Origin of the sequence: Ruminococcus sp. RTP21204st1_B2_RTP21204_210225 (assembly GCF_040914135.1) — a bacterium.
Lineage (GTDB): Bacteria > Bacillota > Clostridia > Oscillospirales > Ruminococcaceae > Hominimerdicola > Hominimerdicola aceti.
Genome location: NZ_JBCPGA010000022.1, coordinates 1 through 14,880, shown reverse-complemented (window position 1 = coordinate 14,880; position 14,880 = coordinate 1). Strand labels below are relative to the sequence as shown.

Genomic DNA, 14,880 nt, shown 5'->3' with positions numbered 1-14,880 from the left:
CAAATTGATACTACCGAGAAGAATTTACGACTTAGGACTAAGCCACAAGGCTGTGTCCGTTTACTGCTATCTGTGCGGACGAGCTGACAAAAACGGCGAATGCTATCCCTCCGTAGGTCGAATTGCGGAGGATTTGAACCTGTCCAGATGCACGGTATTTCGGGCGTTTAACGAGCTTGAAGAAAACGGCTTGCTGGAACGTGAAGCAAGATACCACACACAAGGCGGACGGAGAAGTTCATTGTATAAGATCAAGGGAGAGATCACTCCAACGGGAAATCGAGGTGACATGAATGTTTGATTGGATCGGCGACGCCATAGACTGGATCGGAGACGGGATATCAAGCCTTTGGGACAGCACGGTAGGCTCGGCGGTGGACGCAATTACCGACGAAATATGGGACATAATGTTTTCCTGGCTATTCAACCTCATTTACGGCGCAGTTGCCGACTTATTTGAATTCATAAACAAAAGCACAAGCAATATATTCGCTCTGTCGTGGGTGCAGTCGTTCATAGCATTGTTCCACAGCCTTGCCTGGATGCTGTTTGTCTGCGGACTTATTGTGGCGGTATTCGATACGGCAATAGCCTACGAATCGGGGCAGGCAAACATCAAAAACACCTGTCTGAACGTGCTGAAAGGCTTTATGGCGGCAAGTCTGGTGACTGTTGTTCCGCAAAGGCTGTACGCATTCTGTGTGGCGATGCAGGGCACTTTCTCCCATGAACTGCTGGGCGGTTTTATAGGGGCTACATCATCGTCGGTGGCAGGCACGGGACTTTCCGTAATTATTGCCCTTGCTTCGGACGTTTCGCTGTTCAGCCTGTTTTTTATCATACTTTTCGGCTATTGCACAGTCAAGGTAGTGTTTTCAAACATCAAGCGCGGCGGCATAATGCTGTGTCAGATAGCTGTGGGAAGTCTGTATCTGTTCAGTGTTCCGAGAGGTTACACGGACGGTTTTTACTCATGGTGCAAGCAAGTGATCGCTACTTGTCTGACTGCATTTTTGCAGACAACTATTTTATATCTCGGACTGCTGACCTACACTCAGCACGCTCTGCTGGCGGTGGGAATTTGTCTGTCGGCGGCGGAAATACCGAGAATTGCGCAGATGTTTGGACTGGATACGAGTGTTAAGGTCAATATGATGAGCGTGAGCAATACTGTTTCTATGGGCGCTAAGGCTATTGGAATGCTGAAAGGAGGAGCAAAATGAAAACCTACATCTACCCCGAAAACCTGAGAGCGAACGTAAAGCTGTGGTTCTGGAGCGTGCGTGATTTTATCATCATCTGCGGCGGAATAATTCTGTCGGTGATTGTGCTTGTAAATCTGTGGAACGTCCTGCCTTTTGCGGCGACCGCCTGTTTTGCGTTTCTCTCGCTTCGGGTCGACGAAACCGCAATTATGGACTATATCTTCAATGCTGTGAAGTTTTTTGTGACCTCACAGCAGATTTTTTATTGGACGAAAGGAGCATAAAATTTAATGGCAAAGAAGAACAACGGCGTTCAGGGCTTGATAGGTCTTGAACGCTTTACTCGTTTCGGAGTAAAATCCGACAAGGCTGAAATTGCATTTTTCAGCGTAGAGCCGACCAATATTTCCGTGCTGTCTGCGGCGAATATTGACGTGAAGATACACCACCTGATGATGCTGTTAAGCACGATCCCCGACCTTGAGATACTTGCTCTGGACTCCTGCGAGTGTTTCGATACCAACAAGGTTTACGTCAAAAAGCGGTTGCAGACCGAGCAGAACGAGGCGGTCAGAAAACTGCTGCAAGCGGACTATGATTTTCTTGACGAGATTCAGGTGGAGATGTCCTCGGCAAGACAGTTTATGTTTGCGGTACGGTTCAGACGTGAAAAAGACGAGCAGATTTTTAACATCATCAACCGAGTGGATAAAGCGATTTCCGAACACGGATTTGCGGCTCGGCGAATGAGCAAATCTGACATCAAGCGTATGCTTGCGCTGTATTTCGGAACAAGCATTTCAGGAGAGGAAATCCCCGATATTGAGGGAGAAACTGAATTTGATTTGGAGGCGAAAACAAATGAAGAATAAGCAGAAGAAAAAAGAACAGTCCGCAGAGCAGCTTGAGATAATCGACACAAAGGACTTTTTTGACCGCACAGTGCCGGGAGTGATTCGGTTTTACACCGACCACTACATCTGCGGCAACTTTTACAAGTCCTGCTGGGCGGTAACGGAGTATCCGTCAAGTACGGAAGAAACGGCTATCCTCGCCCACCTTGCGGACAGAAACGGCGTAACGCTCAGAATCTACAACCGCCTTGTGACGAGTATGGAACAGCGCAAAACTGTTCAGCAGGCAATGCGTAAGAATCACATGATGACCACCACCAATGATGTAAACGAAAGCATCAAGGCACAGAACAACATCGACGATGTAGTTGAACTGCTTTCAGAACTTCGCCGAAACAAAGAGCCTCTTCTGCACACAGCGGTGTTTATTGAACTGAAAGCCGCAAGCGCCGACAAACTGAAAGAATTGCAGGCGGATATAACTATGGAGCTTACACGTGCCAAAATATCTGTGGACAGGCTTTTGCTCCGTCAGAAAGAGGGATTTCTCGCTGTTCTTCCTACGGGCAACAATGTGTTCGCAAGTCAGTTTGAACGTGTTCTTCCTGCAAGCTCTGTTGCGAATCTGTACCCTTTGAATTACAGCGGAAAAACCGACGAGAACGGCTTCTATATCGGCAGAGATAAGTACGGCAGCAATGTTCTTGTGGATTTCGACAGACGTACCGAGGACAAGACTAATTCCAACATCCTTATACTCGGAAACAGCGGTCAGGGTAAGTCGTACTTGATGAAACTTTTGCTGTGCAATCAGCGTGAGGCGGGGAAAAGCGTGTTAGTCTTAGACCCCGAACATGAGTATGAGGACTTATGTTCAAACCTGGGTGGAACATATATCGATATGATGTCGGGTGAGAATATGATCAATCCGCTTGAACCGAAAGCATGGGGCGACGGCGATAGATTGGAATCCGATTCACCCGAAGCGTTCAGAAAAGTTACACGTTTATCTCAGCATATATCGTATTTAAAGGACTTTTTCAGAGCGTACAAGGATTTCACAGACGCCGAAGTCGATACGATAGAAATTATGCTGATGAAGCTCTACGCAAGATTCGGTATTGATGATTTCACGGATTTCAGTACGCTGAACAGCGAGGATTATCCGATTATGAGTGACCTCTACGAACTCATAGAAAAGGAATTTATGGCATTCGATCACGATAAAAAGCACCTATACACGGAAGAAATGCTGCAGAATATCTGTTTAGGATTACACAGTATGTGTAAGGGTGCCGAGTCAAAATATTTCAACGGACACACAAATATCAAGGACGGCGAGTTTATCTGTTTCGGAGTGAAAGGTCTTATGGACACCAACAAGAGGTTGAAAGATACTCTGCTGTTCAACATTCTCAGTTATATGAGCAATCAGCTTTTAGGGCGAGGAAATACTGTTGCGGCAGTTGACGAGCTCTACCTCTTTTTGACCAACATGACGGCAATCGAATATATTCGCAACGGTATGAAGCGTGTGCGTAAAAAAGAATCCTCTTTCATATTAGCTTCGCAAAATATCGAGGACTTTCTGCTGCCTGAGATCAAGGAGTTTACAAAGCCTTTGTTTTCCATTCCGTCACATCATTTTCTGTTCAATCCCGGTAATATTTCGCCGACTGCGTTTATTGATACGTTGCAGCTTGAAGAATCGGAATACAGCCTTATCAAATACCCAGAACGTGGTACTTGTCTGTATCGGTGCGGTAATGAGAGATATTTACTACAGGTCATTGCTCCGGCTTACAAGGCGGAGCTGTTCGGTTCGGCTGGTGGAAGATAAAACTGTTCGCAATAAGCGTGAAATTTTAGTTTGACTACAATGGGAGGTATGATAAAAATGCAGAAGAAAAAATACGGCATATGGAAAACTCGCTATGCCGAAAACAGCAGAAATATATTTGAGGATTGGGTTCGTCAGAAAAATGGCGAACCCGTTTTGTTTTCCACAGAGCTTGGAGCTCTCGAATATATGCATAGTATGGAGATGAGAACTCAGAGTGTGTTTACGGAATTTGAAGTCCGTGAGGTGTCATAATGTCGGCAACAGTAGCGGCGGCTCTTAAAAAGATAGCCATTTACATTCTTGGTGACGAAAAGAAACGAGGCAAGCTGTTTGTGCTGATCGGGAGTATCGTCGTTGGGTTTATCGGCTTGATGTGTTTGCCCGTAGCTGTACTTTCAAGCATGGGAAGTATGGAAGTTGAGCCGCCGGAAATAGACAAAAGTCTGTTTAATGAGTCCGCAATAATAGCAGGACTTGACAGCGAGCAGCAGGCAAAAATAACCGAAATCCAAAACAGCGGTCAGGCAATCGAGGACGCTATGACAGGCGCAGGAGTTCGCTCTCAGACCATAAAGGCGCAGCTGATATATATGTCATACTTCGACGGGGTTCAGAATTTCAATGCCGAATCATATGCAAATCTGTTCGCCGCTGCTCCTAACGACAGTGATTTAATTGCGGCGATAAATTCAACCTATGGTTTGGAAATAGACTACGACGAATATATGCGGAGCTACACTTGGGTGATGAACAGTACCATTAACGAGTATATGTTTACGGACGGCACTACTAAAAATTGTTCCGATCTCGCGGCTTGGGCGGAGAATGCGTATGTCTCAGGCTGGGGATATATGAATGGTTTTATCGGCGAAAGAAACGACACTGACCGCATCAGATACGCAGATAACGCAGGACTTATGCTTGGGTATCTGAATTACAACCCTACGGACAAAATGTTCGGTTTCGATTACGATACGCTAGTTTACACGGAGCAAGGCGGTCTTGATACTATGCCGGACGTCGCAGGAATAGGACTGTTTGACGGAAGTCAGCACGGGATATATGTCGGCAACGGCGAAGTCGTCTACAGTTCAGAAACTCTTGGATATGTCACTAAAGAGCCTGTTTCAAATGGCAGCTGGACAAGCTGGTGCACCTATGAGGGAGTGGATTATCCGCAGGAGGTTCTAAACGCCATTAATGAAATCAATAATGTGACGGAAGAAAATACAGAAGAATCAAATGAAGAAACGGAGTGATGTTAAATGAAAATATATTTAAAAGACGGCAATTACACTTTAGCAAAGGACTTCCCAATGAGTGTATTTGAAATACGTGATACGCTTGACAGGCTGAGAAAGTTTCAGAGCCGCGAGGTTTTGTTCAGACTGTCCGAATTTGGAAACACAGAGCTGCCGCAAAGCCTGTGTGGTAAAGAATTTTCAGCGGATATTTACAAGCTTAACCTGTTCGCCGAAAGGTATGAAAAGCTGGAATATCCGGAGGCAGAGGCGTTTAAAAGTCTGCTGAAAGCCAATCCCGAAAGCAGCTTTGACGATATGCTTTTGATGACATACGGTCTGGATTCTGTTCCTGCTTTCCCTTGCGAAGATTATCACGAACTCGGCGAAATGGCAATTGAGAACGATATGCTGTGTGAATTGGAGGACTGTTCCGATGAGATGTTGGAACTGCTCGACCGTGAGCATATCGGACAAATTATGTGCGAGCGTGACGGCGGTATGTTTGCGGACAGCTATTACTGTGTACCGTCCTGCTATGAGAGACCGGATATGAATATTGAGATCGGCGAGCCGGATAAGTGCTTTTTCCGTCTGCTGATCGCGCCTGCGCCGGCAAATGATGAATCCACCGAGCAGTTTGCCCAATGGCTGTCCCTGCCTTGCGATAAAGAAAATCTGAACGACATTGCAAAAGACCTTTGCATAGGCAGAGTTCAGGACATGGTCTATTATGATTTTCAGTCGGCTATTCCTTCGATCACAGAGGAATCGTTTGGCGATATGCGCAGAATTGACGAACTGAATGTTCTTGCTCAAAGGCTGTCAGAACTTTCAAATCACGATTTTGTAAAACTGAAAGCGGTCACAGAGAGCGAGGAAATATGTGATATTTCCGATACTATGGACTGCATTGAACATCTGTCGGAGTACGAATTTGATATGTTTATTTCCGATGAAAGCGAGTTCGGCAAGGCTTATCTGGCGAAAAATCTTCCTACAAACTTTGATAATTCTGTTCTGGAAGATATAGACTTGCACGACTTTGGTCAAAGTGTTCTGGGACGCAAGGAGGGCGAGATCACTTCCTACGGAGCGATCTCAGGCAGGGGTCAGGAACTGTATTCTGCTATTACTGTTAAGTCGGAACAGCAGCTTACAGAAGATATCAGCGAAGAATTTTCTGATGAAGAACTTGAAGAAGATGAGTCGGGGGATTTTGAGATGGGAGGAATGTTGCTTTGAAGAAGTCAATTTCAATATCGGTCAATGAGGAAAAGCTGTCTGCGATAGAAATGTATCTGGAGCAGAAAAACACAACTCTTGCGGCGGAGCTTGAAAAGTATGTGGATCAGCTTTACGGCAAGGTCGTTCCGCAGAATGTGAGAGATTTTATTGATATGATGTCGGACAGAAAGCCTGCGAGAAAGCAGAAGATCACTGCTCCTGCCGAATCGGGGAAACGATCCGAGCAGTAATTCGCCACGGTTCGCACCGTGTGCCCTCGTGTGGCGTTTTCACGGCATGGGTGGGATAACTTTACCCTAAAGGCAGCTGGGGCGAATTTGGGGCGTTTTGTTGCAAAGCTTGAGAATGGCAGGGATCAGATGATTTCGGGTGGGTTTGAGGGGCATTTAATATATTGCAGGTTAAAATTTTGGCGTCAAAGCCGCCAAAACATTTACATCGGACGAGCAAAGCTCGCCGATTTTGCGAGGTTTTACAAGCCTTGATAAAATGGAGTCAAAAAAGGAGGTTTGCGAAAATCATGGAGTCAAAAGTGCAAAAGGCAAAGAAAAATGCCGATATTGCAGAAGAAAACGATGGTGTCACAGCAGAAAAAATCAAGTTTCCATTGTATGTTTTTCCTGAAACAATGAAAACGGTTGATATTTTATACAAGTCGGATAACTGCTCGTCACGCACGGAGTTTATGGAAAAGGCAATCAGATTTTACTGCGGTTATCTTTTGCAGAACAAACCGGAGCTTGTGGATTATCTTGCTCCGCAGATAGCAACGCTTACAGAGGGAATAGTGAAAGGCACGGAACAGAGGTTGTCCCGTGCTTTGTTTAAGGTTGCTGTTGAGCTTGGAGCAATATCACATATGCTTGCGGCTGTGCATGACATTGACGATGATACGATGATCAAGCTTCGTGCTATGTGTACGGATGAAGTTAAGCGGATCAATGGTATCATTAATTTTGAAAAGGCTGTGAGGTATCAGAGGTCAGAGTAAGAGAAAGCCGTATCGGTGCGATACGGCTGGTACATAGTTTTATCATTTCAATCCAACTGTTTTTTTATCATGTATTTATCCAACTCTGACGTTTCACCCCTGAAAATAAACCATTCAGGAAATCCATCCAATTTGAATCGTATAAATTCATCGACAGTGTGATAAATCTCATCCTTTTCGGGATCGTAATAAGAACTTCTGTTGGCGTAAATCGTAATGCCTGTAAAGTCTTTCTCTGAGTCCATCGGACATTTACATGGAGCATCGTTGTTAGTTGTGATAATATGCTCCTCGGGTCCCTCTTCTGATGGTGATAAATAGAATTCTCCACAGGCAGATAAATTATGCTCCACCGAAAACTGAATCTCATTATTCATATAATCTGCCAGGACTTCTCTATTTATCCTGTAGATAGGTCCTCTCAGAAAGCTTTTTATTCTTGATAACAAGCCCATAACATCCTCCTTGGATTCTTGATATATTATAACACAGTGCGTTTTTACCAACATTACTTAAATTATACCACATCACCGAATAAAAAACAATCCCCAGAAAGGAAGTGATCGCATGCCTCAATCCCAAATAATCGTCACAAGCCGCTACCTGAAAAGCGGTACACAGAAAAGTAAGAACAAGCGAAGAAATTATACAAAATATATCGCAACCCGTGAAACAGTTGAAGTTCGTGATCAAAATACTATTGACAGAAATGATAACGCTACCAAAAACCAACAAGAATTGCTTCGTGATCTGCTTTCAGATTTTCCCGAAGCTAAAAAATATTTGGAGTATGAGGACTATATCGCTGCTCCTACCGTAGAAAACGCATCTGAGCTTATCAGTACGATCATTGAGCGTAACGCAGACATCATCGGAAACCGACAGAACTTTGTCGGTTACATGGCTATGCGACCGGGAGTTCAGAAAAGAGGCTCTCACGGTTTGTTTAATGAAAAAGACGAACCGATCATTCTTGACAGAGTTGCAAACGAAATTGCAAATCACAAGGGCAATGTCTGGTCGCACGTTGTTTCTCTTAGGAGAGAAGACGCTGTTCGTCTTGGTTATGACAACTCTGAGGTATGGCGAGATCTTGTGAAAAGGCATATTTCCGACATTGCAAAATCGCAGCGTATTCCACTCTGCAATCTGAAATGGTATGCCTCTTTTCATGATACAGCTCATCATCCCCATATTCATCTGCTTGTGTATTCGACGAATCCAAAGCAGGGATTTTTAACCGCTAAGGGCATAGATCAGATACGTTCAGCCTTTGCAAATGACATATTCCATGACGATTTGCAGTCAATATATCAGAAGCAGACTTTAAGCCGTGACGAATTGAAAGCTGTATCCAAAACAGAGTTTGAAAGTATCGTCAGAAAAATTCAGCAAGGCGGTTTTGACAATCCGCAGCTTGAAAATTTTATCCTTAAACTACATTCTCAGTTACAGAATGTAAAAGGCAAAAAAGTGTATGGATATCTTCCTCCCGATGTCAAGGAAACGGTCAACAATATATTTTCGGAGCTTGCAAAAGATGAGAATGTCCATCAGCTCTATGAAAAATGGTGCAGCTTGGAGCATTTGAAATACAAGACCTATACGCAAAAGGAAAAAGAACTGCCTTCACTTACCGACAATAAGGTTTTTCAACCTGTGCGAAATATAATAATCAGGACTGTGCTTGATATGAATAACCATGTAGTCGACGCAGTAGTTCAAGACACTGAACTGACAGTGTCCGATATTGATGATTCAGATGTTGTGATTTCTCAGCTTGTTGATGAAACGGAACAATTTGAAAATGATAATACAGTCACAACCTATACTGCTGATTATGTTTCGGACAGCAACTATTATTTAAAGTGGAGTAATAACTACCAAGAAGCCTGCAAGCTGATTTATGATAAGAACTCAAAGCTTGAAGATTTTCAAAAAGCGGAACAGCTTTTGCTTACTGAATCGAAGTCAGGCAATGTTCTTGCTATTCACGATTTAGGGAAGTTACATTCAACTGACAAACTTAGTACAAAAGATGAGGAAAAGTCGCTAAGATATTATTCGGAAGCGTTAAAAGGCTTTCTTGAAGTCGAGCCAAGCTCAAAGAAGCTGAAGCCATATGTTCAATATCGAATAGGCAAAATGTATTGCTACGGATCAGGTGCGGAACAAAACTACCAAAAGGCTTTTGAATGGTTTGAAAGATCGGCAAAGCAGAAAAACAAGTTTGCGCAGTTCAGTCTTGCCAACCTATATTATTACGGAAACGGCGTGGAAAGAGATTTATCGCAGGCGTTTCTGTGGTATCAAAAATCATCTGCACAGGGACAGCCTTATGCATCATACGCTGTTGCTCAGATGTATAGTAAAGGCGAATATGTTACCGAAAATGAAGATACAGTGCAGAGATACTATAAAGCCGCATTATCGGGTTTTCTTAAACTTGAAAGTAAGGATCAGGCTGACGATAACCTATATTACAAACTTGGTTCTATGTTTAAAAAGGGACTCGGAACAGACATCAATATGGATAAGGCTATAGATTACTTCAAACGATCTGAAGAAATGAATAACAAGAATGGGTTGTACGAGTACGGAAAGGTGCTTCTGCTCGGAGAAAATATTCCACAGGATATTGAAAAGGCTGTAAAGCTACTTGAAAAAGCAATAAAGCTTGAGAATATCAATGCAAAACGTTTTCTTGCCCTTGAACTTATTTCGGGTGAGCATTTAGATCAGGACATTGACAAAGGACTTGCTATGCTTACAGAGTGTGCCGACAGCAGAGACGCTTATGCCTGTTACAAGCTTGGCAAGATATATTTCAAGGGCGATATCGTGTTGCAGGACTTGGATAAATCAGAGAAATATTTGCTGTCAGCCGAAGATAACGAATTCACACAGTATGCTTTCGGTAAACTTTATTTGCAAAAAGAAAAGTATGATATTCTCAAAGCCGTAGACTGCTTTGAAAAATCCGCAGATAAAAATGTGTGGTCAAGCTATCAGCTCGGTAGGCTTTATCTTTTCGGAGCGGAGGGACTTGAAAAAGATAAGACAAAAGCAGTGGAATGGCTTACAAAGTCCGCAAATAACGGTAATGAGTATGCTCAGAATATGCTGAACAATATGGCACAGTTTGAAAATGCTGTGCTTGCCAATACGATCTTTGGTTTGTTTGCAAATCTCAGTAGGTGCATCGAAGATGACTATACGCAGAAGTATAAGTCGGTCAGACGGACGGTGGACAGCAGGCTGCGGAGAATGATACATCGGAAGAAACAGTCGCTCGGAATTAAGGATGATCAGTTGCAGAGTTATGAGCAATCATATTAACTGATAGTCCTTTAGTATTTCTTGTTATGGAACGGATATACTAACGAAAAAGGAGGCGTTTACAATGGCAGTATCACACAGAGGCGCAATTTCATTCGGTTTAGTCTATATTCCTGTCGGTTTGTATACGGCAACGCAGGATAACGATATACACTTCAATCAGCTTTGCAGAGAGGACGGCAGCAGAGTAAAGTACAAAAAGGTTTGCGCATCCTGCGGAAAGGAGATCTCATCAAAGGATATCGTAAAAGGCTTTGAGTACGACAAGGATAAGTTCGTGATTATGACAGATGAGGATTTTGAAAAGGCGAAGTCCGAAAAGGATAAGACTATTCATATCCTGCATTTTACTGATTTGAATTCTATTCGCCCTATTTATTATGATAAGACGTACTACGCAGTTCCCGAAGCCGGAGGAGATAAGGCGTTTGAATTACTTCGTAAAGCAATGAAAGATGAGAATAAGGTCGCTGTCGCCAAAACCGTTATGGGTACAAAGGAAAAATTGCTTACGCTTATTCCTACAGACGACGGTATACTGATTGAAACCATGTTTTTCGCCGACGAGGTAAAGCAAGTTCCGAAAGAGCCTGCACATCCCGAATTAAACGAAGCGGAACTGACTATGGCGAAAACGCTGATCAACACAATGGTCAAGGATTTTGAGCCGAGTTTATACAAGGACGAATATCAGTTCAAGCTGCGTGAAATCATTGAACAGAAGATCGCAGGCAAGGATATTGTTGCCTCCACTCCCGATGTTCAGGTCAATGTCATTGACATTATGGAGGCTCTCAAGCAAAGTCTTGCCTAGGCAGGCGTAAAGAATGACTGATATCTGGGAAACAAAAAATATCAGACCGATGCTGATCGGCACAGAGGGACAACCCTTTGACAGCGATGAGTATATCTACGAATTAAAGCTTGACGGCGAACGCTGTATCGCATACCTTGACAGAGACAAAACGATTCTGAAGAACAAACGAAATATCTTAATGCTGCCGAAAGTACCGGAGCTTGCAGAAATTCATAAGAATGTGAATGTCCGCTGTATTCTGGACGGAGAGCTTGCGGTCATTAAGGACGGCAGACCGGATTTTTTTGAAATACAGAAACGCAGTATGATGAGCAATCCCGTAAAGATAGATATGGCGGCGAAGAAATATCCTGCATGTTTTACTGCGTTTGATATTCTGTATTATGAGAACAGACAGGTAACGGACTTGCCGCTGACTGAAAGAAAAGAACTTCTACAGAAAGCGGTAATATCGGAAAACGGCAGATTTGCAGTATCGAGGTTTATTGAGAAAAACGGTATCCAATTCTATGCCCTTGCCGAACAGCAGGAATTGGAGGGTATCGTTGCGAAACGTAAGGACAGCAAGTATTACTTTGATAAGCGGACTAAGGACTGGATCAAAATTAAGTATTTGCAGGACGATGATTTCGTAGTTTTGGGCTATGTTCCGAAAGAAAACAGTATGAACAGCATTATCCTCGGACAGTACAGTAATGGTCAGCTTGTTTACAAGGGTCATGTTACTCTGGGAGTTGGCGGAGAACCATTCAGAAGAATAAAGACTTTAAATAAAACAGATTGTCCTTTTTCTGAAATTCCGAAAGGCAATGAAAATGCTGTATGGGTAACTCCCGAACTTGTATGTACAGTAAAATATATGATGAAAACCGAAAGCGGCGGTATGCGGCAGCCTGTTTTTAAGGGGCTGAGAGAAGATAAGTCACCGGAGGAATGTATTGATAATATTACTTGAAAAGACGCATATACTAATTACAGATTGGAGTTGATAAAATGTCAAAGGATTCACAGCTTGATCCCAAAGAAGTCAGAAAGATGAAAGCCAAAGGCGGTCATACAATGGCTGAAAGCGCTTTGGACGGCGAGAGCAGAAACAATAAAAAGCAATCCGGCAACCGTCATAAATGCGGTAACGATAAGTAGTAAAAGAACAAGGAGTATATTGTGTGAAACACTCCTTGTTTTTATATATAAATATCTCATAATTTAAGAGTAATATTAAGACAAAACAAAACATTGCCGTTATTTATATCAAAAGTTCCGTTATGCTTGTTAACAGAATTTCGTATATTGTTAATACCAAACCCATGATGTATTTTATCGTCTTTGGTTGTTTTAAGATCGTCATTTTCCTCATTTGTGGGATTACTGATTGAAATAAATTGATATCCCTGTTGTATGTTCAGTTTTATGTCAATTACTTTATGTCCGCCGATCTTACCGCAGGATTCTATGGCATTGTCAAGAGCGTTAGAAAAAATAACGCATAGATCGATGGGATCAAAATCGTGCGTAAACAAACCGTCCAAGCATATTTCTGTATCGCATTCCTTTGCAAACTCAGCTTTTTCTGTAAGGATTGAGTCTAAAATATTATTTCCGCTTTCATACGGTTTTTCTGTCATGGTTTTGGAATTAGATAATTTATTTATGTACTGAACAGCTTCCTCGTTCTTATTTGATGAGATCAAAGCTGATACACATTGCATATGATTAATGTAATCGTGTCTGAAAGAATGAAATTCTTTCTTCATATCGTCTAAGGCTTTATAATGTCGGAGCTGAGTATCTATCTGTTTTAAAAGCAGATCAGATGTGTCTTGAAAATACTTTTTTGACATACTGTTTATAAACAGCAGAAACATGATTGCAAACATTACTATCATTAAAATGAGTAGGAAGAATTCTGAAAATCCCTTTTGAACAGAAATATTGTCTGTTTCAAAGGAAATAAGCGTAACGACTCCTTCCATAATAAAGACACATAAAAGCATCAATATTCCCACCGCTTTAGACGTTGACTTAAATGCAAATCTTAAATTTTTAAACTGCTCTTTTTTATATAAAAAGCAAATCAAGCCAAGAACAAACAGCTGAAATATCATTGAAGTGACCTTGTTTATTGTCAATTCGTTTAAATTCGAGGCTGTAAGCTTAAATATCCATAAGGCACAGCTTTGCATGAGTGAATCCAAGGATATCAGCAGCAAAGGCATATAGAATGAAATAAACCTTATTTTTTTAGTGAAGATAAACGGAAAAACCAAAAAACGCAGATAATATACGGCAAGCAGTACTGTCATCATGAATTTTGATGATTCTGCAAAATATGAACTGAAAATCAGAGTATAACTTCCATGAACAACCGATACGGAGAGCGATTTAATCCAACTGGGTTTAAATTCTTCCAAATCAGCAGATTTGCTTATGAGAATCAGGTTAACAAGCAGAAGCAAGTCCGAGATAATAAAGACGGCATTTGAGATTACAGTGTTCATTATATCAGTCCTTTGTGTTATATCTTACTATGTATTCCTGAAAAGCTTTTTTGAAATCGGTCAGATACCTTCTGCTTATGGAAGCACGTTCGTTGTTATCAAAATAGATAGTTTTATTATCGTGATTTCTTATGTGGAGAAAGCTTACTATACATGACCTGTGAGAACGTGTAAATCGGTCTTTGGGAAGCATCTTTTCAATTTCCTGCATATATCGGCAGCATTCAAGTTGATTGTCAACAGTTCGTATTATAGTGTGCTTGTCTTTTGATTCGACATAAATAATTTCAGATAACCTGACTTTCCACGAACCGTCGTTAGTGTTCAATATGAGAAAATCATCTGTTCTGACAGAATCAAGATAATCGTCGATAGATTTAAACAGATCTTCTTTTTTTATCGGCTTTAAAAGGAAACGAAACGTATTTACCTCAAAGGACTGAAAAACGATTTTAGGAAATGCGGTGAGGAAAATAATAGTAACGTCTGAATTTTTTAATCGCAGACGTTTGGATGTTTCCAATCCGTCAATATCGTCCATCTGATAGTCCATAAATATAATGTCAAACTTCTCAGTACTTGATAAAAGGTCATATCCGGTTTTAAAATATGTAGTTAAAATCGGCTCTTTTTTTAATGTGGAATATTCGTTTAAAAGCGTATATAATTCTTCATATAAAATTATTTCGTCATCACATACGGCAATCTTCATAATTTCGCCTCCCTTTGCTTTTAATTATAACATAGAACTATTAAAATATCAAGTAAAATTTTACAATAAAATCACGCTTAAACTACCGCTCGCGCCGAATTAACGACCGTATTTCAGATATCTGTAGACGAA

The 14,880-nt window shown here is 41.8% G+C and carries 17 protein-coding genes; 14 read left to right on the top strand and 3 right to left on the bottom strand.

Translation table 11 applies throughout. The features are described 5' to 3' along the window. Positions 1–4 precede the first annotated feature (4 nt). The 10 genes from AB5123_RS08900 to AB5123_RS08855 all read left to right on the top strand — a co-directional run bounded on the left by AB5123_RS08900 (position 5) and on the right by AB5123_RS08855 (position 7,382). Complete coding sequence (locus AB5123_RS08900; RefSeq protein ID WP_117865816.1) at positions 5–301, top strand: helix-turn-helix domain-containing protein; 297 nt, start codon at positions 5–7, stop codon at positions 299–301. Further along, positions 294–1,223 carry a conjugal transfer protein TrbL family protein gene (locus AB5123_RS08895; RefSeq protein WP_287614670.1) on the top strand — a complete coding sequence of 310 codons (930 nt, stop codon included), beginning with the start codon at positions 294–296 and terminating at the stop codon, positions 1,221–1,223. Before AB5123_RS08900 ends, AB5123_RS08895 begins: the two co-directional genes overlap by 8 nt. After that, complete coding sequence (locus tag AB5123_RS08890) at positions 1,220–1,489, top strand: hypothetical protein (RefSeq protein ID WP_118158092.1); 270 nt, start codon at positions 1,220–1,222, stop codon at positions 1,487–1,489. Before AB5123_RS08895 ends, AB5123_RS08890 begins: the two co-directional genes overlap by 4 nt. A gap of 6 nt (positions 1,490–1,495) precedes the next feature. Further along, positions 1,496–2,077 (top strand): hypothetical protein, encoded by a 582-nt coding sequence (locus AB5123_RS08885; RefSeq protein WP_118158094.1) that lies wholly within the window; start codon positions 1,496–1,498, stop codon positions 2,075–2,077. Continuing rightward, complete coding sequence (locus AB5123_RS08880; protein WP_288970277.1) at positions 2,067–3,899, top strand: VirB4 family type IV secretion system protein; 1,833 nt, start codon at positions 2,067–2,069, stop codon at positions 3,897–3,899. The genes AB5123_RS08885 and AB5123_RS08880 overlap by 11 nt, the downstream gene beginning before the upstream one ends. Before the next feature lie 57 nt (positions 3,900–3,956). Beyond that, positions 3,957–4,154, top strand: a complete 198-nt coding sequence (locus AB5123_RS08875) for a hypothetical protein (protein ID WP_117864993.1) — start codon at positions 3,957–3,959, stop codon at positions 4,152–4,154. After that, on the top strand, positions 4,154–5,161 hold the full coding sequence (locus AB5123_RS08870) for a hypothetical protein (RefSeq protein ID WP_117864995.1): 1,008 nt from the start codon (positions 4,154–4,156) through the stop codon (positions 5,159–5,161). Before AB5123_RS08875 ends, AB5123_RS08870 begins: the two co-directional genes overlap by 1 nt. A 6-nt stretch (positions 5,162–5,167) precedes the next feature. Further along, on the top strand, positions 5,168–6,388 hold the full coding sequence (locus AB5123_RS08865) for an antirestriction protein ArdA (RefSeq protein ID WP_117864997.1): 1,221 nt from the start codon (positions 5,168–5,170) through the stop codon (positions 6,386–6,388). Continuing rightward, entirely contained in the window at positions 6,385–6,621 is a 237-nt protein-coding gene (locus AB5123_RS08860) for a DUF6103 family protein (RefSeq protein ID WP_368364715.1), read from the top strand. The genes AB5123_RS08865 and AB5123_RS08860 overlap by 4 nt, the downstream gene beginning before the upstream one ends. Positions 6,622–6,911: 290 nt before the next feature. Further along, complete coding sequence (locus AB5123_RS08855) at positions 6,912–7,382, top strand: hypothetical protein (RefSeq protein ID WP_242994602.1); 471 nt, start codon at positions 6,912–6,914, stop codon at positions 7,380–7,382. 47 nt (positions 7,383–7,429) lie between these two features. Here AB5123_RS08855 and AB5123_RS08850 read toward each other — a convergent pair whose 3' ends face one another. Continuing rightward, positions 7,430–7,837 carry a hypothetical protein gene (locus AB5123_RS08850; protein WP_117865002.1) on the bottom strand — a complete coding sequence of 136 codons (408 nt, stop codon included), beginning with the start codon at positions 7,835–7,837 and terminating at the stop codon, positions 7,430–7,432. Positions 7,838–7,949: 112 nt separating this feature from the next. Here AB5123_RS08850 and mobP3 point away from each other — a divergent pair, with 112 nt between their 5' ends. From mobP3 to AB5123_RS08830, 4 genes are all read left to right on the top strand, one after another. Continuing rightward, positions 7,950–10,721, top strand: a complete 2,772-nt coding sequence (gene mobP3 / locus AB5123_RS08845; RefSeq protein WP_302836466.1) for a MobP3 family relaxase — start codon at positions 7,950–7,952, stop codon at positions 10,719–10,721. A 64-nt stretch (positions 10,722–10,785) separates the two neighbouring features. After that, positions 10,786–11,535, top strand: coding sequence for a Ku protein (locus tag AB5123_RS08840; protein ID WP_368364714.1), 750 nt, complete (start codon positions 10,786–10,788; stop codon positions 11,533–11,535). A 13-nt stretch (positions 11,536–11,548) separates the two neighbouring features. Beyond that, entirely contained in the window at positions 11,549–12,493 is a 945-nt protein-coding gene (locus AB5123_RS08835; protein WP_117940157.1) for an RNA ligase family protein, read from the top strand. A gap of 38 nt (positions 12,494–12,531) precedes the next feature. Beyond that, a complete protein-coding gene (locus tag AB5123_RS08830; RefSeq protein WP_181982894.1) occupies positions 12,532–12,681 on the top strand; it encodes a hypothetical protein in 150 nt (49 codons plus the stop codon). A 56-nt stretch (positions 12,682–12,737) separates the two neighbouring features. Here AB5123_RS08830 and AB5123_RS08825 read toward each other — a convergent pair whose 3' ends face one another. After that, positions 12,738–14,036, bottom strand: a complete 1,299-nt coding sequence (locus tag AB5123_RS08825; RefSeq protein WP_368364713.1) for a sensor histidine kinase — start codon at positions 14,034–14,036, stop codon at positions 12,738–12,740. 4 nt (positions 14,037–14,040) lie between these two features. After that, positions 14,041–14,748 (bottom strand): LytTR family DNA-binding domain-containing protein, encoded by a 708-nt coding sequence (locus AB5123_RS08820; protein ID WP_117865012.1) that lies wholly within the window; start codon positions 14,746–14,748, stop codon positions 14,041–14,043. Positions 14,749–14,880: the final 132 nt, after the last annotated feature.